At 64.9% G+C, this 24,908-nt stretch carries 18 protein-coding genes and 1 tRNA gene; 16 read left to right on the forward strand and 3 right to left on the reverse strand.

The features are described from left to right. The first annotated feature begins 3 nt into the window (after nt 1-3). From AC1POX_RS09820 to AC1POX_RS09840, 5 genes are all read left to right on the forward strand, one after another. A complete protein-coding gene (locus AC1POX_RS09820) occupies nt 4-2,376 on the forward strand; it encodes a glycoside hydrolase family 95 protein (RefSeq protein ID WP_372357046.1) in 2,373 nt (790 codons plus the stop codon). Next, a complete protein-coding gene (xylB, locus tag AC1POX_RS09825) occupies nt 2,373-3,866 on the forward strand; it encodes a xylulokinase (protein WP_372357047.1) in 1,494 nt (497 codons plus the stop codon). Before AC1POX_RS09820 ends, xylB begins: the two co-directional genes overlap by 4 nt. A 46-nt stretch (nt 3,867-3,912) precedes the next feature. Then, complete coding sequence (gene xylA, locus AC1POX_RS09830; protein WP_011347136.1) at nt 3,913-5,250, forward strand: xylose isomerase; 1,338 nt, start codon at nt 3,913-3,915, stop codon at nt 5,248-5,250. A gap of 85 nt (nt 5,251-5,335) precedes the next feature. After that, nucleotides 5,336-6,763, forward strand: coding sequence for a sugar porter family MFS transporter (locus AC1POX_RS09835; RefSeq protein ID WP_481108602.1), 1,428 nt, complete (start codon nt 5,336-5,338; stop codon nt 6,761-6,763). Nucleotides 6,764-7,135: 372 nt separating this feature from the next. Next, on the forward strand, nt 7,136-8,686 hold the full coding sequence (locus AC1POX_RS09840) for an MASE1 domain-containing protein (RefSeq protein ID WP_209262034.1): 1,551 nt from the start codon (nt 7,136-7,138) through the stop codon (nt 8,684-8,686). 868 nt (nt 8,687-9,554) lie between these two features. Here the strand turns inward: AC1POX_RS09840 and AC1POX_RS09845 are convergent. Then, the gene (locus tag AC1POX_RS09845; RefSeq protein WP_209262035.1) at nt 9,555-9,779 is read right to left on the reverse strand and encodes a hypothetical protein; all 225 of its coding nucleotides are present in this window, start codon (nt 9,777-9,779) and stop codon (nt 9,555-9,557) included. Between the two features lie 213 nt (nt 9,780-9,992). On the opposite strand from AC1POX_RS09845, the gene AC1POX_RS09850 reads away from it, so the two are divergent. Both AC1POX_RS09850 and folE2 read left to right on the forward strand, forming a co-directional pair. Next, nucleotides 9,993-11,162, forward strand: a complete 1,170-nt coding sequence (locus tag AC1POX_RS09850) for an N-acetylmuramoyl-L-alanine amidase (RefSeq protein ID WP_372357048.1) — start codon at nt 9,993-9,995, stop codon at nt 11,160-11,162. A 36-nt stretch (nt 11,163-11,198) separates the two neighbouring features. Further along, the gene (gene folE2, locus AC1POX_RS09855) at nt 11,199-12,116 is read left to right on the forward strand and encodes a GTP cyclohydrolase FolE2 (RefSeq protein ID WP_372357049.1); all 918 of its coding nucleotides are present in this window, start codon (nt 11,199-11,201) and stop codon (nt 12,114-12,116) included. Nucleotides 12,117-12,601: 485 nt separating this feature from the next. Here folE2 and AC1POX_RS09860 read toward each other — a convergent pair. Further along, nucleotides 12,602-12,676: transfer RNA gene (locus AC1POX_RS09860), tRNA-Glu, on the reverse strand. Nucleotides 12,677-12,725: 49 nt separating this feature from the next. Between AC1POX_RS09860 and pcnB the strand changes: the two genes are divergently transcribed. The 8 genes from pcnB to AC1POX_RS09900 all read left to right on the forward strand — a co-directional run bounded on the left by pcnB (nt 12,726) and on the right by AC1POX_RS09900 (nt 19,465). Next, complete coding sequence (gene pcnB / locus AC1POX_RS09865; RefSeq protein WP_008571264.1) at nt 12,726-14,093, forward strand: polynucleotide adenylyltransferase PcnB; 1,368 nt, start codon at nt 12,726-12,728, stop codon at nt 14,091-14,093. Between the two features lie 3 nt (nt 14,094-14,096). Beyond that, complete coding sequence (folK, locus tag AC1POX_RS09870) at nt 14,097-14,582, forward strand: 2-amino-4-hydroxy-6-hydroxymethyldihydropteridine diphosphokinase (RefSeq protein WP_372357050.1); 486 nt, start codon at nt 14,097-14,099, stop codon at nt 14,580-14,582. Nucleotides 14,583-14,617: 35 nt separating this feature from the next. Next, the gene (gene panB, locus AC1POX_RS09875; RefSeq protein ID WP_008571262.1) at nt 14,618-15,433 is read left to right on the forward strand and encodes a 3-methyl-2-oxobutanoate hydroxymethyltransferase; all 816 of its coding nucleotides are present in this window, start codon (nt 14,618-14,620) and stop codon (nt 15,431-15,433) included. Then, the gene (gene panC, locus AC1POX_RS09880) at nt 15,430-16,272 is read left to right on the forward strand and encodes a pantoate--beta-alanine ligase (protein ID WP_011347142.1); all 843 of its coding nucleotides are present in this window, start codon (nt 15,430-15,432) and stop codon (nt 16,270-16,272) included. The genes panB and panC overlap by 4 nt, the downstream gene beginning before the upstream one ends. Before the next feature lie 175 nt (nt 16,273-16,447). After that, nucleotides 16,448-16,828, forward strand: coding sequence for an aspartate 1-decarboxylase (gene panD / locus AC1POX_RS09885; protein WP_008571260.1), 381 nt, complete (start codon nt 16,448-16,450; stop codon nt 16,826-16,828). Continuing rightward, nucleotides 16,825-18,339, forward strand: coding sequence for a glucose-6-phosphate isomerase (pgi, locus tag AC1POX_RS09890; protein WP_031422349.1), 1,515 nt, complete (start codon nt 16,825-16,827; stop codon nt 18,337-18,339). Before panD ends, pgi begins: the two co-directional genes overlap by 4 nt. 154 nt (nt 18,340-18,493) lie before the next feature. Continuing rightward, nucleotides 18,494-18,838 carry a type II toxin-antitoxin system prevent-host-death family antitoxin gene (locus AC1POX_RS09895; protein ID WP_008571258.1) on the forward strand — a complete coding sequence of 115 codons (345 nt, stop codon included), beginning with the start codon at nt 18,494-18,496 and terminating at the stop codon, nt 18,836-18,838. Between the two features lie 3 nt (nt 18,839-18,841). Then, nucleotides 18,842-19,465, forward strand: coding sequence for an ATPase (locus AC1POX_RS09900; protein ID WP_029819240.1), 624 nt, complete (start codon nt 18,842-18,844; stop codon nt 19,463-19,465). 216 nt (nt 19,466-19,681) lie between these two features. On the opposite strand, the gene AC1POX_RS09905 is transcribed toward AC1POX_RS09900, so the two are convergent. Beyond that, nucleotides 19,682-21,637, reverse strand: coding sequence for a PhoX family protein (locus AC1POX_RS09905; protein ID WP_218559769.1), 1,956 nt, complete (start codon nt 21,635-21,637; stop codon nt 19,682-19,684). 434 nt (nt 21,638-22,071) lie between these two features. Between AC1POX_RS09905 and AC1POX_RS09910 the strand changes: the two genes are divergently transcribed. Further along, entirely contained in the window at nt 22,072-24,684 is a 2,613-nt protein-coding gene (locus tag AC1POX_RS09910; RefSeq protein WP_218489422.1) for a glycoside hydrolase family 3 protein, read from the forward strand. Nucleotides 24,685-24,908: the final 224 nt, after the last annotated feature.

Raw genomic sequence — 24,908 nt, forward strand, 5'->3', positions numbered from 1 at the left:
GCCGTGCTGAGCCGTCGTGAGCTGTGCAAGGCAACCGGGGCCGCCATTGCGGTCCTTGGCGCCGTGCCGGCGGCTGCACAGGCCGCGCAGGCTTCGAAAAAAACCGCGCTCCCGCCCGTCGCGGCAGCGCAGGCCCTGCAGCTGTGGTATCGCGAGCCGGCCAATCAATGGGTGGAAGCCTTGCCGGTCGGCAACGGGCGATTGGGCGCGATGGTGTGGGGCGGTATCGCCCACGAGCGCCTGCAGCTCAATGAAGACACGCTGTATGCAGGCGGGCCCTACGATTCCACCAGCCCTGACGCACTGGCCGCGTTGCCGCAGGTGCGTGCGCTGATCTTCGCCGGGCGCTACGCAGAGGCCGAACAACTGGCCGATGCCAAACTGCTCTCGCGCCCGCTCAAGCAGATGCCGTACCAACCGTTGGGCGATCTGCTGCTGGATTTCGATCGCGCCGACGGCATCAGCGACTATCGCCGTCAGCTCGATCTGGACACGGCGGTGGCCACCACCACGTTCCGCTCCGGCGGCGCGGTGCATCGGCGCGAGGTGTTCGTCTCTGCGCAGGCGCAATGCATCGTGGTGCGGCTGTCGTGCGACCGCCCCGGCGGTATTTCGGTGCGTGTGGGCATCGATAGCCCGCAAACCGGCGAGGTCACCGCCGAGCAGGGCGGTTTGCTGTTCAGTGGTCGCAACGGCAGCTTTGCCGGCATCGAGGGCAAGCTGCGATTTGCATTGCGGGTGCTGCCGCAGGTGCGCGGCGGCAAACTCAGCCAAGTGCGCGACCGTCTACGCATCGACGCGGCCGACGAAGTGGTGTTGCTACTCAGCGCCGCGACCAGTTACCAACGTTTCGATGCGGTCGATGGCGATCCGCTCGCATCGACCGCCGCATGCCTGCGCAAGGCTGCCAAGCTGGATTTTCCCGCGTTGTTGCGCGCGCACCTGGCCGATCATCAACGCCTGTTCCGGCGCGTGGCGATCGACCTCGGCAGCAGCGCGGCCACGCAGCTGCCTACCGACGAACGCGTGCAGCGGTTCGCCGAAGGCAATGATCCGGCACTGGCTGCGCTGTATCACCAATACGGACGTTACCTGCTGATCTGCAGCTCGCGGCCCGGCACCCAGCCAGCCAACCTGCAGGGCATCTGGAACGACCTGATGCAGCCGCCGTGGGAAAGCAAGTACACCATCAACATCAACACCGAGATGAACTACTGGCCCAGCGAGGCCAACGCATTGCACGAATGCGTTGAGCCGCTGGAAGCCATGCTGTTCGATCTGGCCCAGACCGGCGCGCGCACCGCCAGGGCGATCTACGACGCGCCGGGTTGGGTGGTCCACAACAATACCGATCTGTGGCGCCAGGCCGGCCCGATCGACGGCGCGCAATGGAGCCTGTGGCCGCTGGGCGGCGTATGGCTGCTGCAGCAACTGTGGGACCGCTGGGATTACGGCCGCGACCGCGCGTACCTGAGCAAGGTCTACCCGTTATTCAAGGGCGCCGCCGAATTCTTCGTTGCCACGTTGATGCGCGATCCGCAGACCGGTGCGATGGTGACCAATCCGTCGATGTCGCCGGAAAACCAGCATCCCTTCGGTGCGGCCGTGTGCGCCGGTCCCAGCATGGACGCGCAGCTGCTGCGCGATTTGTTCGCGCAATGCATCGCCATGAGCAAGTTGCTCGGCATCGATGCGGAATTGGCCCAGCAATTGGCCGCCTTGCGCGAGCAGTTGCCGCCCAACCGCATCGGCAAGGCAGGGCAGTTGCAGGAATGGCAGCAGGACTGGGACATGCAGGCGCCGGAGATCCACCACCGCCACGTCTCGCATCTGTACGCCCTGCATCCTTCCAGTCAGATCAATCTGCGCGATACCCCGGACCTGGCTGCGGCCGCACGCCGCTCGCTGGAAATTCGCGGCGACAACGCCACCGGCTGGGGTATCGGCTGGCGGCTGAACCTGTGGGCGCGGCTGGCCGACGGTGAGCATGCCTACCGCATCCTGCAACTGCTGATCTCGCCCGAACGCACCTATCCGAACCTGTTCGACGCGCATCCGCCGTTCCAGATCGATGGCAACTTCGGCGGCACCGCCGGCATCACCGAGATGCTGCTGCAAAGCTGGGGCGGGAGCGTGTTCCTGCTGCCGGCCTTGCCCAAGGCCTGGCCGCGCGGCAGCGTGCGCGGTCTGCGCGTGCGTGGCGGCGCCAGCGTGGATCTGGAATGGGAGGGCGGCCGCTTGCAGCAGGCACGCTTGCACAGCGATCGTGGCGGGCGCTATCAACTGTCCTACGCAGGGCAGACCCTGGACCTGGAACTGGGCGCAGGCCGCACCCAGCAGGTGGGACTCAACAACAACCGATTGGTGACGCAATGAGCTTGTATGTAGGACTGGATGTGGGCACGCAGAGCGTCAAGCTGGTGGCCTACGATCCGCAGGATCGCGCCGTGGTCGCCATCATCGCCGCGCCCATGGAGCTGATCAGCCGCGACGACGGCACCCGCGAACAACAGGCGCAGTGGTGGATCGACGGCATCGTGCATTGCTTTGCGCAGCTCGATGGCGAACAGCGTGCACGCGTGCGCGGCATTTCCGTCTCCGGCCAGCAGCATGGCTTCGTGCCGGTGGCCGCCGACGGCAGCGTCACCGCGCCGGTCAAGCTTTGGTGCGATACCAGCACTGCGCTGGAATGCGATGAAATCATGGACGCCGTCGGCGGCGCCGCAGGCAGCGTGGCCGCAGCAGGCAACCCCATCATGGCCGGCTATACCGCCTCCAAATTGCCGTGGACGCGCAAGCATCGCCCCGAGGCGTATGCCGCGATGACCACGGTGATGCTGCCGCACGACTACATCAACTTCTGGCTCACCGGCGAGCGCTTTGCCGAAGTGGGCGATGCCTCCGGTACCGGCTGGCTGGACGTGCGTACGCGGCAGTGGTCCGAGCGCATGCTGAGCGCAGTGGATGCCCAACGCGACCTGCGCGATGCGTTGCCGCCGCTGGTGGACACGGGCGCGGTCTACGCGTTGTCCGATGCCGCCGCCCAGGCATTGAATCTGCCCGCTGGCGTACGCGTCACCACCGGCGGCGGCGACAACATGATGGCCGCCATCGGCACCGGCAACGTGGTGCCCGGACGTCTGACCATGAGCCTGGGCACCTCCGGCACCTTGTTCGCCTATGCCGATCACCCGGTAGTGGACGATGAGGCGCGCTGGGCCGCGTTCTGCTCCTCCAGTGGCGGCTGGCTGCCCTTGATCTGCACGATGAACTGCACCGTCGCCACCGAGGCGGTGATGCGCATGTTCTCCATCACCCGCGACCAGACCGAAGCGATGATCGCCGACACCGCGCCGGGCGCCGACGGTCTGGTGTTGCTGCCGTTCTTCAACGGTGAGCGCACCCCGGATCTGCCGGCCGCGCGCGGCTGCCTGTTCGGAATGGATCTGCACAACACCACCGCCGCGCATTTCTATCGCGCCGCGATGGAAGGTGCGACCTACAGCCTGCGCAACGGCTTCGATGCCTTCGTTGCTGCGGGGTTGCAGTTCGATACCATCCTGCTCACCGGCGGCGGCAGCAAGAGCGCGCAGTGGCGGCAGATGGTGGCCGACATCTTCAACCTGCAGGTCGTCGTGCCGACCCAGCCCGAAGGCGCTGCGTTCGGTGCCGCGCTACAGGCATTGTGGGCCTGCGAGCGCGCCGATGGCGGCGATGCCGCGTTGGCCGACGTGGTGCTGGAGCACCTGCAGGTGGACGATGGGCTTGCCGCACAGCCCAACCCGCAGCGCGTGGCCCAGTATCAGCAGCACTACCAGACCTTCCTCAAGCACCTGCATGTCGTCAGTCCGCTCTATGCCGGTTGATCGATAGTTTTCTACAACTCCCCCAGCAGCAAGGACTTCACACCCCATGAGCAACACCGTGTACATCGGCGCGAAAGAATATTTCCCCGGCATCGGCAAGATCGGTTTCGAAGGCCGCGATTCGGACAACCCGCTCGCGTTCAAGGTCTACGACGCCAACAAAACCATCGGCGACAAGACCATGGCCGAGCATCTGCGCTTTGCCGTGGCCTACTGGCACAGCTTCTGCGGCAATGGCGCCGATCCGTTCGGCCCGGGCACGCGGGCGTATCCGTGGGATGCGGGCACTACCGCGCTGAACCGTGCCGAGGCCAAGGCCGATGCGGCGTTCGAGTTCTTCACCAAGCTCGGCGTGCCGTACTACTGCTTCCACGATATCGACCTGGCACCGGATGCCGACGACATCGGCGAGTACGAAAAGAATCTCAAGCACATGGTGGGCATCGCCAAGCAGCGCCAGGCCGACACCGGCATCAAGCTGTTGTGGGGCACGGCCAACCTGTTCTCGCATCCGCGCTACATGAATGGCGCCTCGACCAACCCGGACTTCAATGTCGTGGCGCGTGCGGCGGTGCAGGTCAAGGCCGCGATCGATGCGACCGTTGAACTCGGTGGCGAGAACTACGTGTTCTGGGGCGGCCGCGAAGGCTATGCCTGCCTGCACAACACGCAGATGAAGCGCGAGCAGGACAACATGGCGCGCTTCCTCACCCTGGCGCGCGACTACGGCCGCGCGATCGGCTTCAAGGGCAATTTCCTGATCGAGCCCAAGCCCATGGAGCCGATGAAGCACCAGTACGATTTCGATAGCGCCACGGTGATCGGCTTCCTGCGCCAGCATGGCCTGGATCAGGACTTCAAGCTCAATATCGAAGCCAATCACGCCACGCTGTCGGGCCATAGCTTCGAGCATGACCTGCAGGTGGCATCCGATGCCGGCCTGCTCGGCAGCATCGATGCCAACCGCGGCAACCCGCAGAACGGCTGGGACACCGACCAGTTCCCGACCGATCTGTACGACACCGTCGGCGCGATGCTGGTGGTGCTGCGGCAGGGCGGGCTGGCACCGGGCGGCTTGAACTTCGATGCCAAGGTGCGTCGCGAATCGTCCGACCCGCAGGACCTGTTCCTGGCCCACATCGGCGGCATGGATGCGTTCGCACGCGGGCTGGAAGTGGCCAACGCGCTGCTGACCGCCTCGCCGCTGGAACAATGGCGTGCCGAGCGTTACGCCAGCTTCGACAGCGGCGCCGGCGCGGACTTTGCCGCAGGCAAGACCACGCTGGCCGATCTGGCCAAGCACGCGGCCAGCAATGCGCCCCAGCAACTCAGCGGCCGCCAGGAAGCGTATGAAAACCTGATCAATCAGTATCTGACGCGTTGATGTCCCGTGGCCGGCGGCGCATTGCGTCGCCGGCCGATGGCGGCCACCCCCGTGGACGCTCCCTTGCACGTTCCCAGGTGAACCCATGTCCAGTGTTTCCATTGACGGCGCCCCCGATGCCGGCGAGAACACCCGTTTCATCATCCTGATTAGTTGCGTGGCCACGATCGGTGGCTTCCTGTTCGGCTTCGACAGCGGCGTGATCAATGGCACCGTCGACGGCCTGAAACAGACCTTCCAATCCACCGCCGCCGAGACCGGCTTCGAGGTCGCCTCGATGCTGCTGGGCTGCGCCATCGGCGCCTTCTTTGCCGGCCGCCTGGCCGACCGCTGGGGCCGCCGCGCGGTCCTGATCATTTCCGCTGCGCTGTTCCTGCTCTCGGCCATCGGCGCCGGTGCTTCGCACAGTTCCGGCTTCTTCATCTTCGCCCGCGTGATGGGCGGCTTCGCGGTGGGGGCGGCCAGCGTCATTTCGCCGGCCTACATCGCCGAGGTCGCCTCCGCGCGCTATCGCGGCCGGCTGGCCACGATGCAGCAGATCGCCATCATCAGCGGGCTGTTCTGCGCGTTTCTGAGCAACTACCTGCTGGCCAACGCCGCCGGCGCTTCCACCGAGCCGCTCTGGGCCGGGCAGGCCGCCTGGCGTTGGATGTTCTGGATGCAGGCGGTTCCCTCCATCCTGTTCCTGTTGCTGCTGCTAGTCATCCCGGAAAGCCCGCGCTACCTGGTGGTCAAGGGGCGCCGCGAGCAGGCGCTGGTGGTGCTCAAGCGCCTGTACGGCAACGCCGCCGCGCAGACCAAGCTGGGCGAGATTTCCGCCTCGATGGCGGCCGACCAGCACAAGCCCAAGTTCTCCGACCTGATCAACAAGGCCACCGGCAAGATCCGCCCCATCGTCTGGATCGGTATTGGCCTGGCGGTGTTCCAGCAACTGGTGGGCATCAACGTCGTGTTCTACTACGGCGCGGTGTTGTGGCAGGCAGTGGGCTTTTCCGAGCAGGATGCGCTGTTGATCAACGTGCTTTCCGGCGGCCTCAGCATCGGCGCCTGCCTGGTCACGGTGATGCTGGTGGACAAGATCGGCCGCAAGCCGCTGCTGTGGATCGGCTCGGCCGGCATGGCCGTCTCGCTGGCCTTGGTGACCTACGCGTTTGCCACTGCCTCGCTGGATCCCAACGGCAAGCTTGCGATGTCCGATGCCATGGGCATGCTCGCCCTGGTGGCCGCCAACGTCTACGTGGTGTTCTTCAATGCCTCGTGGGGCCCGGTGATGTGGGTGATGCTGGGTGAAATGTTTCCCAACCAGATCCGCGGCTCGGGCCTGGCCATTGCCGGTGCCGCGCAGTGGACGTCCAACTGCGCCATCACCGTCAGCTTCCCGATCCTGCTCGGCAGTATCGGTCTGGCCGGTGCGTACGGCATCTACACCGTCGCCGCCTTCATCTCGGTGTTCTTCGTGCTCAAGTACGTCTACGAGACCAAGGGCAAGGAGTTGGAGCAGATGGAGGGCTGAATCAGTTGCGTGTGCGACAGCTATGCGTGCTGCGATAAAGGCCGCCAAGGGCGGCCTTTATCGCGTCTGTGCATGTCCGTTGGTTGAGCATGAATCTGGCCCGAAACGATTAATAACTCGGCAAGGCCTCGTCTCCCGGCAGTCGCGGGGCGCTTGTGGTAGCTGCTGAACGCCGTGGCCTTGCCGCCACTGATTCGTCAAGGTTGATGATGCTAAACGTGTCACTGCACCAGCGAAGTGCATGATGTCGTTACGCAGTGGTGACGAGCCGGTAGGCTGTCTGGCTTTTTCCGCAATGTGTGCGCCACCGCTATACTCCGGCGGTCGATTCCCTCCAGACTAGGGCGCATCGTGAAACCAAGGAGTGGTGGTATGGCGGCAACAAGAGAGCTTGTCAGGGGTGCGCTGATCAGCGTGTGCTACTGCTTGGCCTTCCTGTCACTCTGGTATTGCTCCATCGATCAGTGGTATTTGCCGGTTGGCCTGCGCGTCGTCGCTCTCCTATTCAGGCCTTATCGCGAGTGGCCTTTTCTGCTGGCAGGCGATGCGGCGGCGATGCTGTGGCTCCGCGTGCCGCTCTCGCACAACCAAGGTTACGACCCGGCCTGGGGTTATCTGAGTCCTTTTCTGCACGCACCCATGATTGCTTTGGGAATCTGGTCCGCTCGTCGCTACTGCGGGAAGCTGATCCAGCAGACTCCCTTCCTGATTCCGTTTTCCATCGCGATCGCGTTTTTCAATTCTTCGTGGAGCATCGTTCTTAATGCTTCACTCGACGGCCCTTCAACTGCCGATGCAGGTCAATTTCTCGTCCGCTACTGGTTGGGGAGTTATCAGGGAATACTGGCCTTCCTGCTTCCCGTTCTGCTTTGGTCCCCCCAGCGGCGAGGGCCAACCCGGGCGGACTTGCCGAGGGATTTGGCGCTATCGGTTGTTGTCATCCTGGTGCTGTTCTACATCCTTGGCTACACGCAAGGCATATGGACTCGAAAGGTCTTGATGGCGTTGCTGATCGGGCCTGCGATCTTCTTGACCCGCAACCATGGCTGGACAGGTACTGCGCTGGGTACGTTGCTAGCCAACTTCGCGTTGGCAATCACTTTGCCTAAGACGTACGAGATTGGCTACTACAATGCACAGTTGTTCGATGTTCAAATCTTTCACGTCATTGTCAGTGCCATTCTTTTCTCCGCAGGTGCGAAATTCGTCAAGCCCGTAAAGCGATTTGAGACGATCCGGCGAGTAAGGGTCGATGCGCAGCGTGCCATCCAGGAGAGCTATCTCTCCGCTGAAAGGACGCTGAGGAATCGAGTTGTCAAGTATTCCGACATCAATGTTCAGGTGAACAGGATGCGGAAGTCGGTTATCGCTGACCTGCGTGCTCGGGGACAGCACGCTGCGGCAATGGAGATCACACGTCTCGCCGTGCTTGAGTCTCAGCTCTTGCACGAGTATGTCGGAGCGCTATACCCGCTCGAGATCGAAACGCACGGACTGTTCCGATCGTTACGTTCGGCCGCCTTTGAGCGGCTGAATGCAACTGAAGTCACTTGTCTCCTGCAGGGGGATTGCCAGCTACTGTCACTTGGCTTGCAGCTGGCTGCTTATCGTTGTGTGCTCAACACCATGGAACTTCTTCCTGTTGCGGACAAGCATTTCATCCATGCGCGCGTTTGGCGCGGTAGAGGTGCGCAGGGCGTCGTAATGAGAGTGTTCGCCGACACCTCGGTAGTAGATTCGCTCCGCCGTGAGTCGCCTGATGCCGAGGCGGAACTTCGCGCTCGCCTCAAGGCGCATGGCGGTATGTTTCGCCGCCGCCATGCGCTGGTGGTTAGTTTTCTAGTTGCCGAAGTGCCTACAGTTACTGCGACGGAGACACCTTCCAGCGTTCCTCGTTGGCTTGCCGCTCGACTTGCACAGTGAAGTGGGTAGTCCGGTAAATCGTGCGTGCATTGGGGCCTGGCTCCGCAGCGGTTGCCGCTGACGTCGGATTGCCCCAAAGGGTGTTAGCGGAAGGTACGGAGACGCGGTCTGCATCCTTACCCATTGGAAGTACCCACATCGCGTTGTCAATGCGTGCAACGACCGCTCGGACCCCGCCGCTTGCGTCATTGATCTGCAGGTAGGTCACACCGTCGCGCTGGAACTCGTAAATCGGCCAGGCAGGATCCAGCGTAAGGTTCGCCGCTGCTGCGGGGCTACGCTCTCCAAGTCCGGTTGTGGCGCTGGCGCCTACGCCACCTGCGCAGCACCCGCCGCTCTGAGCGAGTGCAGGACCACTGAGCAGAACTCCGGCCACTACGCAAAGATACTTGAGCTGGTTTTTCTTCGTTCGCATGATGTTTTCGCCTCTCCCTGCTAGGGGCATTTCTGCCTGCGATTCAGGCCAGCCTACGGTACGTCTATTCGGTGTATCGATGTCGATGTTTTATCGAAAGTCCATTAGCTCAAGGGAACTGCTTTCCCAGATCCGTTGACAATGCTGTAGAGGTCAAAAGGGACCTTGAGCACAGGTTTGCAGGCCGCCATGAATGTCGGCATCGGGGAAGGGGGCTTCATGCTGGCGACACTACGGATCAGTCATCAGGAGTGGCGTGTATCTGGCGGATGGCCTGCGCTTCTTTTTGACGCGCAGTCCTTGGGACAGGCGATCAAACTTGGCCACCACGGCATGGAATATCGGAGCGCACGTCCACACCGCCAGCCACCGCCAGGCCAGGGCTTATGCCCTCCTAATTGGGCCGGTCACGACTTCGTCGTCCCTCCATGGGCAACCGCGCAAGCCGTCGAGCTAGCCCTGTAGTGCTTGCTGCCGCGCCTGCTCGAACCATGCAATGACCTTAGCGTGGTGCTGCGCTCCCCAGCGGCGCAGGAACTGCTTGGTGTGGTGGTCGTCCGGGTCCCGTAAGGCGGCCAGGCGCTGGGCGATGAAGGCGGCCGTCAGCGGCTGGGCGCAACCCAGTTCGATGCAGCGACGCCAGGCGTCATAACTGGCGGGGACCGGGCCGGTGGTCATGGGTGTCCTCGGGAAGATGAATGGCGACAAGCGCACGGAGCCGTTAACACTTGCGTCCTGTTCTACTTTGTTACTTTATAACAATCATCTTGATCGCTATTGATGCGTCGTGCCTTTCCGTCCTATCGCCTCTTGTGTCTTTCAGCGTCTCGCTTCTCCCGCAGGGCGGGCGCGCGGCCCCGCCATTGCCCGTCACCCTTGCAGGCCGACTGCATGAAGCGACGCGCGTTGTTGCAGGCCACCGGCGCGGCCATGGTGCTTGCGCCCGGCCTGGTCACGGCAGCAGGCCAGATCCGTCTGCAGGCGTGCTCGCTGCAGCGAGGCGATCAGGGGACGCAGTTGCGTCTGTCCCTGTCCGCGCCGACGCAGTACCACCTGTTCACTTTGACGGGCCCGCAGCGGCTGGTCATCGACCTGGGACACGTAGTACCTGCGCTGCCACCGATCGCATCGATTACCTATGGCGAGCCGGTGACCGGTCTCCGGGCGGGTGTGCATGGCGACGGCGTGCGCGTGGTGCTCGATCTGACCCGGCCGGTCGCCGCGCAGCCGCGCTGGCAGGGCAGTGAGCTGCTAATCGATCTGGGCGGCGAGGCGGCAGCGAAGACAGGTGAGGCGCCGGAGGTGATGGACAGCCATGTCGCCGATGCGCTCGCGCCGGCCGCGCTCGGTCATCGCCTGCATCCCTACGTGGTTGCCATCGATGCCGGCCACGGCGGCAAGGATCCGGGGGCGGTCAGTGCCGATGCGCGTTACGAAAAACATGTCGCCATGGCGGTCGCCGGGCGGTTGCATCGACGCCTGGCGTCCGATGCGCGCTACCGGCCGACCATGATCCGCAGCGATGACCGCTTCGTGCCGCTGCACGAGCGCGTGTTGATCGCCCATCGCCACAATGCGGACCTGTTCGTCTCCATCCATGCCGATGCCGCACCAACGCGCCAAGCGCAGGGCGCCTCGGTGTTTGCACTGTCGCAGACTGGCGCCAGCTCCGCACTGGCGCGCTGGATCGCCGATAGCGAAAACGCTGCCGACGACATGGGAGACACCGCGCGCCTGCTGCGGGTGCCGAGCAATCCGGTGTTGTCGCAGGTGCTGGCCGATCTGTCGCTGAGCGGCACCATCGCCAGCAGCCTAGCATTCGGCACGTTGATGTTGGAACGCCTGCAGCAGGTGACGCGCCTGCATCAGAACCAGGTGGGGCAGGCCGGTTTTGCGGTGTTGAAGTCGCCGGACATTCCGTCGCTGCTGGTGGAAACCGGCTTCATGAGCAATCGCGACGATTGCAGCCGCCTGTGCAGCGATACGCATCAGGACGAACTCGCGCAGACATTGCATGCGGGAATCGACGACTACTTCGCTGCGTTTCCTGGTCGCGCCTGAGGCGCGGTCGTCACCTTTATCTTCGACGAGATCCCGATGTCCGCTACGCTTCCCGATGTTGCTGTGACCGAACCATCAACGCTGAGCGCGCCCCTGCGATGGGTGGGCATGCAGGACATCGCCATTCCCGTGCAGTTGGAGGCCGGTGGCGGCCAGCTTGCCGCACGCGCCAGCGTGCAGGTCGATCTGCCGCGGGCAGAGCTGAAAGGCATCCACATGTCGCGGTTGTACCGCCTGCTGGATACGCACCTGCAGCAACCAGTGTCGCCGGCCATGCTCTCGGGGTTATTGCAGGCGCTGATCGACAGTCATGCCGATTGCGCGAGCCGCGCCGCTCGGCTGACGCTGAGCGTCGAACTGATGTTGCGCACGCCGGCATTGCGCAGTGAGGGGCTTAGTGGCTGGCGTGCCTATCCAGTGCACATCGCCGCGCAATGCAGTGCAGGGCGCACCACGATCCAGCTCCAGGTGGAGGTGTTGTACGCCTCTACTTGCCCCTGTTCGGCAGCGTTGTCGCGGCAGCTGCTGAGCGATGCATTCGTGCAGCAACATGCCGGGCGCGATGCGTTGGCGCTGGACGAGGTTGCGCAATGGCTGCAGGACCACGGTTCCTACGCCACGCCGCATAGCCAACGCAGCGTGGCGCAGGTACGCGTTGAGCTGCCCGCCGATGCGCAGCGCTTGGCCATCCGGCAACTGGTCGGTCTGTGCGAGCAGGCGTTGGCGACGCCGGTGCAGGCTGCAGTGCGGCGACCCGACGAACAGGCATTTGCGCGCTTGAATGGCGCAAACCTGATGTATGTCGAAGATGCGGCGCGACGCCTGCGCCAGCAGCTGGCAGAGCACTACGCGGCCTTCCATGTGGCGGTACGCCATCTGGAAAGCCTGCATGCCCACGATGCCGTCGCCGAAACCGACAGCGACGACGCGGTGCTTGGGCCGACGACCATGTGAGCAAACGCGATGCACTGCAAATTCCCAGGGCGGCCGGCACGCATGGTGCACGGGCGAAACACCTCCACTCACGTCACCGCGCAGCGAATGCGTACCGGCGAGCGCGCAGCGATGAGGCCCGTTCTCTGTGTGCTGATGTGGCTGATCTGAGCTGCGTCCCTGAGATCGACACATCGTCTGACACTTGCCATGCGATGCCGCGAATCTGCATGCGTGTTGGCTGGAGCGCGTTGAGGGCCTTGGCCGTATTGCATCCCGACAACGCACTGCCGCATTGCGGATTTGAGATGGAATCCGGCGCCGTGGATGCGGCAACCAACCTCGACCAATCCCGGGCCCCTGCGGTCCTGACCGGGCTAGATGCGAGGCGGAGATGGTCGCGGCCTGCGCGATGGCACGCAGGCCAATGCACATGCAAAGGGCCTGCGCCACAACGCAAAAGCCCCGCATTGCGGGGCTCTGGCGTCTAGCAGTCAGACCGATCGTGGTGCTCCCTAGGGGACTCGAACCCCTGTTTTAGCCTTGAGAGGGCCACGTCCTAACCATTAGACGAAGGGAGCGCTTTTGTCACGTCTTGTGCAGCGCGCTAGTATAGTGAGGTAATAGCCGTTGGGCAATCCTGCAACACAAGACGGAAGCGCCATCATCGAACCCTCAGTTACATCTCCGTTCACGCTGCGCGTCATTCCACGCGACCAGCACACCATCTCGCGCAAGGACATCAGCCCCAACGCGTTGCGCGTGTTGTACCGCCTGCGCGAATCGGGCTTTGGCGCCTATCTGGTCGGCGGTGCGGTGCGCGACCTGCTGGTCGGCGGCCACCCGAAGGATTTCGACGTGGCCACCGATGCGACGCCGGAAGAGGTCAAGGCGCTGTTCCGCAACTGTCGTCTGATCGGCCGCCGTTTTCGTCTGGCACATGTGGTGTTCGGTCGCGAAATCATCGAAGTGGCCACCTTCCGCGCCAACGTCGACGATGGCAGCGGCGACCGCGAACTCGATAACGGCCGGCTGGTGCGCGACAACGTATACGGCACCATCGAAGACGACGCGATCCGCCGCGACTTCACCTGCAATGCCCTGTATTACGCCATCGAGGATTTCTCGGTACGCGATTACTGCGGTGGCTTCGAAGACGTGCAGGCGCGCCTGATGAAGTTGATCGGCGACCCCGAGCTGCGCTACCAGGAAGATCCGGTGCGCATGCTGCGCGCGGTGCGCCTGGCGGCCAAGTTGAATTTCGACATCGAAGCCGGCACCGCCGAACCCATTCCGCGTCTGGCCGGGCTGCTGTCCGAAGCTGCGCCTGCGCGGTTGTTCGAAGAAATCCTCAAGCTGTTTCTGTCCGGGCACGGTGTGGCCAGCTTCGAAGGCCTGGAGCGCTATGGCTTGCTCGGCGTGCTGTTTCCCGAAAGCGCGGCGGCATTGAAGTCCAATCGCAGTGGTGCGTTGCGCGCCATGGTGCTGGAAGGCCTGCGCAATACCGATGCACGCGTGGCCAACGATGAGCCAGTGTCGCCGGCCTTCCTGTTTGCATTGCTGCTGTGGCCGGCGTTCTGCCGCACCCTGATGGCTCTGCAGGCGCAAGGCGTGCAACCGGAAGATGCGCAGCGCCGTGCGGCCGATCGCGTCACCTTGCATCAGCTGGAGCGCGTCGCGTTGCCGCGCCGTTTCTCGCTGCCGATGCAGGAAATCTGGTTGCTGCAGACGCGCTTCTCCTCGCGTCAGCGCAAGCGGGTGTTCCGCACCTTGTCGCATCCGCGCTTCCGCGCGGCGTTCGATTTCCTGGTGCTGCGTCAGTTCGCATCGCCCGATCACGCGGCCGATGTGGAGTTCTGGCGTGAGGCGCAGAAGTCGTCCGGCCAGGAGCTGGTGGATGCGATCGAATCGGCGCAGGCCGACCAAGACGGCGATGAGGGCGCACCGCGCAAGCGTCGCCGACGCCGCCGTCGGACCGGCGCGCCCGCAGGCGAGTAGGGCATGCAGACCGCCTTTGTCGGCCTGGGTGCCAACCTGGGCCAGGCCGAGGCCAGCGTGCGCGCGGCCATCGCCGCGCTGGGCGTCGTGCCGCAGACCACGCTGATCGCCGCTTCGCGTTTGTATCGCACGCCAGCCTGGGGCCGCGAAGACCAGCCCGATTTCATCAATGCCGTGGCCCAGCTGCGCACCGATCTTGCGCCGCTGCCGCTGCTGGAGGCCTTGCTCGGCATCGAACAGGCGTTCGGCCGCGAGCGTCTCGCCGGCGAGCGCTGGGGTCCGCGCACGCTGGACCTGGACCTGCTGCTGTACGCCGATCAGGTGATCGACCTGCCGCAGTTGCAGGTGCCGCATCCGCATCTGCACGCGCGCGCCTTCGCCCTGCTGCCGCTGTCGGAGCTGGCGCCGGAGGCGATCATCCCGGGGCATGGAACAGTGCGGCGCGCCCTGCACGCCATCGATACCTGCGGGCTGGAGCCGATTGGGTAGATAATGGCCGGCTTATCACCCCACGTAATGACTTCATGAGCAGCCACGCCGACAGCAAGCCCTGGACCGTGCCCGCCTTGGCGCAGGCCAAGCGCGAGGGTCGAAAACTGGTCATGTTGACCGCGTACGACGCCGGTTTCGCGCGCACCTTCGACGCCCATGGCGTGGACCTGATCCTGGTCGGCGATTCGCTCGGCATGGTGGTGCAGGGACACGATTCCACCTTGCCAGTGACCACCGCCGACATGGTCTACCACACCGCCGCGGTGGCCCGTGCGCTCGATCGCGCCTTGCTGGTGGCCGACCTGTCGTTCCAAGCCGATGCCACCCCTGAACGTGCATTGGATGCCGCCACCCAGCTGCTGCAGGCCGGCGCGGAAATGGTCAAGATCGAAGGCGCCGGGCACAAGCTGGAAGTCATCCGTTACCTGGTCGAGCGCGAGATCCCGGTCTGTTCGCACCTGGGCCTGACTCCGCAATCGGTGCTGCGGTTTGGCGGCTACAAGGTGCAGGGCCGCGGCGAAGCTGGCGAGCAGCTGCGTCGTGACGCACAGGCGGTGGTCGATGCCGGTGCGAGCTTGTTGGTGCTGGAATGCGTGCCGACACCGATCGCCACGCAGATCAGCGCCGACCTTAGCGTTCCCACCATCGGCATCGGTGCCGGCCCCGGTTGCGACGGCCAGGTGCTGGTGATGCACGACATGCTTGGGCTGGACAGTGGCCACCGCCGGCCCAAGTTCGTCAAGGATTTCCTGGCCGAAGGCGGCTCGGTCGCCGGCGCGGTGCGCGCCTATGCGCAGGCCGTGCGCGACGGCAGCTTTCCCGATGCAGAGCACGCGTACGCCGCATGATCCAGACCCTGACCGATCTTTCCGCATTGCGCGCCCTGGTCAATGGCTGGAAGCGCGAGGGCCTGCGCGTGGCGCTGGTGCCCACCATGGGCAACCTGCACGCCGGGCATTATTCGCTGGTGATGCTGGCGCGCCAATACGCCGACCGCGTGGTCTCCAGCGTGTTCGTCAACCCGACCCAGTTCGGCCCGAATGAAGATTTTGCCCGCTACCCGCGCACGCCCGAGGCCGACCTGCGCGGCCTGGAAGATGCCGGCTGCGATGCGCTGTGGCTGCCGGATGTGGACACCATGTACCCGCTCGGCACCGCGCTGGCCACGCCGATCCACGCGCCCGGTGTCAGCGATGTGCTGGAAGGCGAGTGCCGGCCAGGGCATTTCGATGGCGTGTGCACCGTCGTGGCGCGCTTGTTCAACCAGGTGCAGCCGGACGTGGCCGCCTTCGGCAAGAAGGATTACCAGCAGTTGGCGGTGATCCGGCAGATGGTGGCCGACCTGGCGTTTCCGATCGAAATTTTGGGCGGCAGCATCGTGCGCGAGGCCGATGGCCTGGCGATGAGTTCACGCAACCAGTATCTGTCGGCGGAAGATCGCCCGATCTCGGCCACGATCCGCAAGGTGCTGTTGCAGATGCGCGACAGCTACGCCGCCGGCACGCCGCGTGCGCAGGTGGAAGATGCCGCCAGCCAAGCGCTGGAACAGGCCGGTTTCCGGGTCGATTACGCGGTGGTGCGGCTGCCTGACCTCAGCGAGCCGGGCGACAGCTACACCGGCGCGCGCGTGGCCTTGATCGCGGCTCGCCTGGGCAACACGCGTCTGATCGACAACCTGGAATTCTGAGCAGGCCGACGCAGCGATGCGGCGTCTGAGCGGTCCGGAGCGCCAGCGAACGGGGGCGCGCGTTTGTTCGCGCTGCGCGGGCCTGAAGCCCTCACCACCGGCGGCCGCGCAATCCGGTGGGGGCGGGCGCTTTCCGCTAAAATGCCGGCTTTCCTTTTGTCGTTGCCTTCCGTCCATGCATCTGTCCCTGCTGAAAGCCAAGATCCACCGCGCCACCGTCACCCATTCCGAGCTCAACTACGAAGGCTCGATCGCCATCGACGGCCTGCTGCTGGAAGCGACCGGCATCCGCGAATTCGAACAGGTCCATATCTGGGACGTCACCAACGGTGCGCGTTTCAGCACCTATGCCATCCGCGCCGAAGAGGGCAGCGGCATCATGTCGCTCAACGGCGGCGCAGCGCGTCACGTGCAGGTGGGCGATCTGATCATCGTGGCGGCGTTCGCCAGCATGAGCGAAGACGAAGCCAAGACCTTCAAGCCCAATCTGGTATATGTGAACGCGCACAACGCGATCTCCCACACCAACCACAGCATCCCCACGCAGGCCGCATGACACAGACCAACGGATTCGACGCGCTTCACGCCCACGCCCAGCGCCTGCGCGGCGCTGCCATCCCCGCATTGCTTGCCGCCGAGCCGCAGCGGCCCACGCAGTACGCCAGGCAAGTCGGTCCGTTGTATTTCAACTTCGCGCGGCAGAAGTACGACCGCGCCGCGCTCGATGCCTTGTTCGCCATCGCGCGCGAGCGCGATCTGGCCGGCGCGTTCCAGCGCCTGTTCCGTGGCGAGCAGGTCAATGTCACCGAACAACGCGCGGCCTTGCATACCGCATTGCGCGGCGATTTGACCGACGCGCCCGTGGCATCGGAGGCCTACGCCACCGCTGCAGAAGTGCGCCAACGCATGGGTGCGTTGATCCAGCAGCTGGAAGCGACCGAGGTCACCGACATCGTCAGTGTCGGCATCGGTGGCTCGGACCTGGGTCCGCGGCTGGTGGCCGATGCACTGCGTCCGGTGAGTGGGGCGCGGTTCCGCGTGCACTTCGTCTCCAACGTCGACGGTGCGGCGATGCAGCGCACGCTGGCCACGCTGGATCCGGCACGCACCGCCGGCATCCTGATCTCCAAGACCTTCGGCACCCAGGAAACCCTGCTCAACGGCAGCATCCTGCATGCCTGGCTCGGTGGCAGCGAGCGGCTGTACGCAGTCAGCGCCAACCCCGAGCGCGCCGCCAAGGCCTTCGATATCGCACCGGGCCGCGTGCTGCCGATGTGGGATTGGGTGGGCGGGCGCTACTCGCTGTGGTCGGCAGTGGGTTTCCCGATTGCATTGGCCATTGGTTTCGAACGTTTCGAACAACTGCTGGAAGGCGCCGCGCAGTTCGATGCACATGTGCTCAACACGCCGCTGGAAGAAAACGTCGCGGTGTTGCACGGCCTGACCGCAGTGTGGAACCGCAACCTGCTCGGTAGCGCCACGCACGCGGTGATGACCTACGACCAGCGCCTGGCGCTGCTGCCGGCGTACCTGCAGCAGCTGGTGATGGAGAGCCTGGGCAAGCGCGTCAAGCTCGACGGCTCGGCGGTGGACAGCGATACCGTGTCGGTGTGGTGGGGCGGCGCGGGCACCGATGTACAGCACAGCTTCTTCCAGGCGCTGCATCAGGGCACCAGCGTGGTGCCGGCCGATTTCATCGGCACCGTGCACAACGACGACCCGTACGCGGAAAACCATGTCGCGCTGATGGCCAACGTGCTGGCGCAGACCGAGGCGCTGGCCAACGGCCAGGACAGCAGCGACCCGCACCGCAGCTACCCGGGCGGCCGCCCGAGCACGGTGATCCTGCTCGATGCGCTCACTCCGCAGGCACTGGGCGGGCTGATCTCGATGTACGAGCACAGCGTCTACGTGCAATCGGTGATGTGGGGCATCAATGCGTTCGACCAGTTCGGCGTGGAACTGGGCAAGCAGCTGGCCAGCCAGTTGCTGCCGGCGCTGAAGGGCGAAGCGGCCGATGTGGCCGACCCGGTGACACGCGAGCTGCTGAGCAAGTTGCGCGGCTGAGCAGTTGCGCATCGTACAGATAGAGAACGGGGCCTGCGGGCCCCGTCTTGTTTTGGACGACATGGCCGACTGCGCTGAGGTCAAAATGGACAAATTTCCTAAATTGGGAATTTGAGAGTAGGCTGATCGCCGTCACTCCGTCCGGACTGCCCCCATGTCGCGCTTCCAGGATCTGCCCGATCTCGAAAAATCCCCCGCTGCCGACATCAAGGTAAAAGGTTGGCCCAGCCTGATGCGCAAGGTGCGCTCGCATGGGGCGGTGGTGATCACCAACCACAATCATCCCGAAGCGGTGGTGGTGGATGCCGAGGCGTATCGGCGCCTGGTCAATCAGGCGAGTGCGGCGGCCGCAACCTCGGCGCGCGCGCAGTCGCTGCAGGCATTGCAGGCGAAGTTCGACGCGCATCTTGCCGCAGCGACCGAGGGTGCGGGCGTGGCCAGGGCGATCGCCACGCCGGCACGCCGCGGCCGCAAGGTCGCCTTGGGCCCGTCGCTGTAAGCGATGGGCAATCTTCTGGTGCTGGCTGGCGTCAATGGCGCAGGCAAGAGTTCGTTACTGGGTCGTTTTCTGCAAGAGGACGGCGCCACCTGGTTCAACCCGGACGCCTTCACCAGGGACTTGGTGGAGCAGGGCTGGGCGCCTGCGGAAGCGAACGCGCAGGCCTGGCAGGAAGGCGTACGGCGGCTGCGCCAGGCCATGGCCGATAACAGCGATTTCGCCTTCGAAACCACGCTGGGCGCGACGACCATTCCGCGCCTGCTGCGCGAAGCCTGCGCCCAGCACACGGTGGCGGTCTGGTTCTGCGGGTTGGCGACGGTGGAGCTGCACATCGAGCGCGTGGCGGCGCGCGTTGCGGCTGGCGGACATGCCATTCCCGAACACAAGATCCGCGAGCGTTACGATGCCTCGCGCGCCAACCTGATCGCGTTGCTGCCCGATCTGGCCGTGCTGCATGTCTACGACAACAGCGCACCGGCCGATGCCGCGGGTCAGGCATCGCCCATGCTGGTACTGGAACTGGACCGCAGCGGCCTGCAATACCCGCAGACGCCGGACGAATTGGCACAGGTACCCGATTGGGCCAAGCCCATTGTGATGACGGCGCTGGAGTTACGGCAGTCCTGAGCGGCGCACTCAGGCACGTGCGTCAGATCCGTCTCACCGACGTAGCCAGAGACCCATCGACCGTACTCGTAGGAGCGCACCGGCGCGCGACAGGCCACATCGGCAACGCTCCTCGTGCCCGTGCGCGCTCCTACCGGTCTGCGACAGCAGCGGGAATGCCCCGCTGCACGTGTCGGCTGTCGCGTCACTCAGGGCCGTAACTGGAAACGGCAGCGCTTACGCCTTGCTCAACTGCACGGCCACCGGGTCGCCGGTGAGATAACCCACCGCTCCACCGAAGCGGTCCTTGTAGTTGGCGCGGACCAACGGATCCAGCGTGGCCTTGACGGTGTCGTGCAGCGGGCTTTCCCAGTCGCCGGGATGCTGGAAGTTGCTCATCACGTAGGTCCAGCCGTGGATCTCGTCGACCGCGTGCAGGCCGGTCGATTCGGCGCCGGCCGGCACCGACAGCACGCGCGTCAACGTGCCGCTGTCCACGTTGTAGGCCCACAGGAAATTGTTGACATGCAGGCTGCTGTCTTCGCCGATGAACAAGGTGCGCAGCGATTCGGAGAACTTGAGGTTGTCCGGGTTGGCGATCCGTTCGGGGTCGGCCAGGTTACCTAGTGCGTCGGCCTTGACCAGGTTGTGGCCGGTGAGGGCAGCCGGGGCGGCCATGTCGATCGGCACCCAATCGCTGTGGATCGGGGCGCCCTGGCTGTCGCGCTGGCCGCCGCGCAGGTTCAAGGCGTACACCGCGCCAGCTTCCGGACCCTGCACTTTCACATCGCCCGAGCCGTTGAGCATGCTGGTGACGATGTAGGACATCGCCATGTAGGCGACCTTGTCGCGTGCGTTGACGGTGGTGCCTTCGAGCTTGGTGAAGCCCAGGCTGCCGCCGGCCAGCGCGGCATAGCGATGGGTTTCCAGATACGTGGCAGCCTTCTCCATGCCGGGTTTGATGCGGATCCAGTTGAAGGTGCCGTTGAACGGAATCTTGGTGAACGAGGCATCGCCCGGGTCGCTCAGGTGCACGTCGAGGATGTCGGCGGCGGTAAGGCGGTCGGCCATGGCCTGGATCTCGGCACTGGTGGCGTGGCCGAGCTTGATCCAGCGCAGCGTGGCCGCGCCCGGGCCGATGCCCGAGGTCTGGTGCCACTTGCCGACATACAACGTGCCGGCGGAGAGATCGGCCTTGCGGTCGGCGATGAACATGAAGAGCCCGCCGTTGGTCGCGTCGTCGCCCATCAGCACGGTGCGCTGGTCGGGCATCACCTGCACCAGCTCGTGCGAGATGCGGCCCAGGCAGTAGTGCTTGCGCACGCTGCCGGTGCCGTCCGGGTGCACGGTGATTTCCGGCAGATGGCCGTAGTGGTACGGGTTGGCTTTATTCGGGTCGCCGTACAGATGCGTGCTGTAGCTGCGGAACTGGGTGTTGCCGGCCAATGCCGTGGCATCGGGCTCGTATTCTTCGCTGGACAGGTGGGTATTCCACGGCGACAGGCTGGCGCCGCAGGTGGTCCACAGCCCATGGACCGGTGCGGTGTCGACGTTGTGGTACTTCACCAGCGACAGCTTGCCGGTGGCCGGGTCCTGATCCAGCGTCAACACGGCGATCGGCGCAGGCAGGTGACGGTTGGTGTCGTTGCCGGCCTGGTCGCGGGTGGTGTATTCGAACTGCACCACTGCGAACACGTGGTTGCCCTTGACGCCCGGCACCTTGGCATTGGGCAGGGTCAGTAGCGAGGAGCCGTCCGGGCAATCGGAAAAGAACGGACGTTCGGCACCGGGTTTGGAGCGGTCGATGATCGGGCGATGCTGGATGTCGTAGTACCCGCCAGCCAGCACGGTGCCGCCGTTGCCGTCCGGCACCTGATCGCCGGTGATGAAGAAGGGGTGGTAGGCCAGTGCGTAGCGCTGCGTGCTGCCGTCGCTGCGGGTCACGCTGAGTGCCGAACCGACCGTGGTGGTGGCCATTGCCGCCGGGTCGGCCAGGCTCGGCGCCGGCATGCCGTGGAAGGTGGCCGAGACCAGGCGGGTCGGGTTCTCCGATGGCCGCAACGGGCGCGCGGCCCACGCCGCACCGCCAAGCTGTTGCAGGGCGGCAGCGCTGGCGTTGCCGAGCGGCAACAGGGGAACTGCCGCCAGCAATTGCATCAGGCGACGACGGGAGGGGTCGGGGGAGGGGGACATCGAAACTCCAGGCAAAGGCGACGATCGACGATGGCAATGGCGCATCGGCAAGCCGGTCACGCTAGGCCGCTGGTATGACACTTGTTTGACAGCAGGCTCACCCGTTGGCCTGGGTTCGAACGTGTCGTGGCAAGCGAGCGCTGCCAGGTTCCCTTGACACGCCGATGCTGCGCATTGGTCAGACCGGCGGGTGGTGCGATGCAGCAAAGTGCATCTGCTCGCGCTGTCAGACGCGGCAGCGGATTGGGTGGTTTTGCGCGGTTTCACAGGTGCTGCCGGTATTCCAATGCTATAGCCGCGGCCAATAAGTTGCCCGGTATTCGGCATACGGGCAGCTGTGGTTGACAGGGTAGGGGAATCACGCAAGCGTACGCCGCCTAATGGCCTGCGGCGCAACGCGTCGCCGTGGGAGAACCACCCTGGAGAAACGAATCTTGGACAAGCTGCTCCGTCGTACCGCCGCGCCCGTCGCGCGTCGCGCCCTCTGCCTGGCCACCGCTGCGGCGGTGCTGATGCTGGCCGCCTGCCAAGGCAAGGACACTGCTGCCGAAGCGAGCAAGACCGCCCCGGCTGCCGCACCTGCCGAGGCGTCGACCGCCATCCATCCGGACCAGTGGCCGTCGCCGAAGTGGCCGTTCCCGCAGGACGCGGCGCTGGAGCAGCGCATCACCGATGTGATGGCCAAGATGAGCGTGGAAGAGAAGGTCGCCCAGACCATCCAGGGCGATATCGCCAGCATGACCCCGGATGACGTGCGCAAGTACCGCATCGGCTCGGTGCTGGCCGGCGGCAATTCCGATCCGGGCGGCAAGTACAACGCCAGCCCGGCCGAATGGTTGAAGCTGGCCGACGCGTTCTATGAGGCGTCGATGGACACTTCCAAGGGTGGCAACGCGATTCCGATCATCTTCGGCATCGATGCGGTGCACGGCCAGAGCAACATCGTCGGCGCTACGCTGTTCCCGCACAACATCGGCCTGGGCGCCACGCGCAACCCGGACCTGATCAAGAAGATCGGCGAAGTCACCGCTGCCGAAACCCGCGTCACCGGCATGGAGTGGACCTTCGCGCCCACCGTGGCCGTGCCGCAGGACGATCGCTGGGGCCGCACCTACGAAGGCTATTCCGAGTCGCCGGACGTGGTGGCCAGCTTTGCCGGCAAGATGGTCGAAGGCGTGCAGGGCGTGCCGGGCACGCCGCAGTTCCTGGACGGCAGCCACGTGATTTCCTCGGTGAAGCATTTCGTCGGCGATGGCGGCACCACCGACGGCAAGGACCAGGGCGACACCAAGGTGTCCGAAGCCACCATGCGCGATATCCACGCTGCCGGTTATCCGCCTGCGATTGCCGCTGGCGCACAGAGCGTGATGGCCTCGTTCAACAGCTTCAACGGCGAAAAGATGCACGGCAACAAGGTCATGCTGACCGACGTGCTCAAGGGCCGGATGAATTTCGGCGGTTTCGTGGTCGGCGACTGGAATGGCCACGGCCAGGTCAAGGGCTGCACCAACCAGAACTGCCCGGCCTCGTTCATTGCCGGTGTCGACATGGCGATGGCCGCCGACAGCTGGAAGGGTATCTACGAAACCGAACTGGCGGCGGTGAAGTCCGGCCAGATTTCGGCCGAGCGTCTGGACGATGCCGTGCGCCGCATCCTGCGTGTGAAGATGCGCCTGGGCCTGTTCGAGGCCGGCAAGCCGTCCAAGCGCCCACTCGGTGGCAAGTACGAATTGCTCGGCGCACCCGAACACCGTGCGATCGCCCGCCAGGCGGTACGTGAGTCGCTGGTGCTGCTGAAGAACCAGGCCGGCATCCTGCCGCTGAATCCGACCAAGCGCGTGCTGGTGGTGGGCGATGGCGCCAACGACATGGGCAAGCAGTCCGGCGGCTGGACCCTGAACTGGCAGGGCACCGGCACCAAGCGCAGCGACTACCCCAACGGCACCACCATCTGGGAAGGCCTGGACAAGCAGATCAAGGCCGCCGGCGGCAGCGCCGAGTTGGCCGTGGACGGCGCCTACAAGACCAAGCCGGACGTGGCCGTGGTGGTGTTCGGCGAAAACCCGTACGCCGAATTCCAGGGCGATATCGCTACCTTGCTGTACAAGCCGGGCGATGAAAGCGAACTGGCCCTGATCAAGAAGCTCAAGGCCGACGGCATCCCGGTGGTGGCGGTGTTCCTGAGCGGGCGTCCGCTGTGGATGAACCAGTACATCAACGCCTCCGACGCGTTCGTCGCTGCCTGGTTGCCGGGTTCCGAAGGCGAGGGCATTGCCGACGTGCTGCTGCGCAAGGCCGATGGCTCGGTGCAGAACGACTTCAAGGGCAAGCTCAGCTTCTCCTGGCCCAAGACCGCGGTGCAGTTCGCCAACAACGTCGGCCAGAAGGACTACGACCCGCAGTTCAAGTTCGGCTTTGGCCTGACCTATGCCGACAAGGGCGACCTGGCGGCGTTGCCGGAAGAGTCGGGCGTGTCCGGCGAGCAGTCGGTAGGCGGGATGTACTTCGTGCGCGGCAAGCCGGCACTGGGTATCGCGATGCAGCTGTCCAACGCCGGCCAGGCCAACATGCCGGCAACCACGCTGCCGGTGGGCCTGTCCGATGGCAGCCTGAAGATGAGCGCAGTCGATCACAAGGCGCAGGAAGATGCGCGCCGTCTGGTGTGGTCCGGCAGCACCGCCTCCAGCGTGTTGCTGGTGTCCGCCAAGCCGGTGGACGTCTCGCGTGAGAGCAACGGCGATGTGCAGTTGCAGCTGACCCTGCGCCGCGACAGCGCCGTGACCGCGCCGGTGTGGCTGGGCGTGGGCTGTGGCGACAAGTGCGGTGGTCGCGTGGATGTGCGCAAGACCCTGGCCGCGCTGCCGCAAGGCCAGTGGAAAGTCGTCGGCGTGCCGCTCAAGTGCTTTGCAGTGGCCGGTGCCGACGTGAGCAAGCTGACCCAGGTCGCCAGCATCGAAAGCGCCGCCGCGCTGGACCTGTCGGTGTCCAAGGTGGCGCTGGGTGCGCTCAACGAAGCCGAAGTCACCGTCGACTGCCCGGTCAAGTAAGCAGCATTCCCGCAGGCGTAGTCGCGCCTGCGGGAGATCGGATGAAACAGGCGCGTCGCCAGTGCTGGCGGCGCGGTATAGCGGCCACCCTGATCGGTGGTGTCATCAGCCGCCGCGGGACGCGCGCGTCGATCGGCCGGGATGGCCTGCAGCTGCGGTTCGCCGCGCTGCCGTGGCGCACGCCGTGCGTTGCGGCGGCATTCTGCAGGCCTGTCTGGCGTTCG

The sequence above is a fragment of the Xanthomonas sp. NCPPB 3442 genome (genome assembly GCF_056725145.1).

Coding starts and splice junctions, on each gene's coding strand:
- xylB (WP_372357047.1), top strand. CDS start 2,373: ATGAGCTTGTATGTAGGACTGGATGTGGGCACGCAGAGCGTCAAGCTG.
- xylA (WP_011347136.1), top strand. CDS start 3,913: ATGAGCAACACCGTGTACATCGGCGCGAAAGAATATTTCCCCGGCATC.
- AC1POX_RS09835 (WP_481108602.1), top strand. CDS start 5,336: ATGTCCAGTGTTTCCATTGACGGCGCCCCCGATGCCGGCGAGAACACC.
- AC1POX_RS09840 (WP_209262034.1), top strand. CDS start 7,136: ATGGCGGCAACAAGAGAGCTTGTCAGGGGTGCGCTGATCAGCGTGTGC.
- AC1POX_RS09845 (WP_209262035.1), bottom strand. CDS start 9,779: ATGACCACCGGCCCGGTCCCCGCCAGTTATGACGCCTGGCGTCGCTGC.
- AC1POX_RS09850 (WP_372357048.1), top strand. CDS start 9,993: ATGAAGCGACGCGCGTTGTTGCAGGCCACCGGCGCGGCCATGGTGCTT.
- folE2 (WP_372357049.1), top strand. CDS start 11,199: ATGTCCGCTACGCTTCCCGATGTTGCTGTGACCGAACCATCAACGCTG.
- folK (WP_372357050.1), top strand. CDS start 14,097: ATGCAGACCGCCTTTGTCGGCCTGGGTGCCAACCTGGGCCAGGCCGAG.
- panB (WP_008571262.1), top strand. CDS start 14,618: ATGAGCAGCCACGCCGACAGCAAGCCCTGGACCGTGCCCGCCTTGGCG.
- panC (WP_011347142.1), top strand. CDS start 15,430: ATGATCCAGACCCTGACCGATCTTTCCGCATTGCGCGCCCTGGTCAAT.
- panD (WP_008571260.1), top strand. CDS start 16,448: ATGCATCTGTCCCTGCTGAAAGCCAAGATCCACCGCGCCACCGTCACC.
- pgi (WP_031422349.1), top strand. CDS start 16,825: ATGACACAGACCAACGGATTCGACGCGCTTCACGCCCACGCCCAGCGC.
- AC1POX_RS09895 (WP_008571258.1), top strand. CDS start 18,494: ATGTCGCGCTTCCAGGATCTGCCCGATCTCGAAAAATCCCCCGCTGCC.
- AC1POX_RS09900 (WP_029819240.1), top strand. CDS start 18,842: ATGGGCAATCTTCTGGTGCTGGCTGGCGTCAATGGCGCAGGCAAGAGT.
- AC1POX_RS09905 (WP_218559769.1), bottom strand. CDS start 21,637: ATGTCCCCCTCCCCCGACCCCTCCCGTCGTCGCCTGATGCAATTGCTG.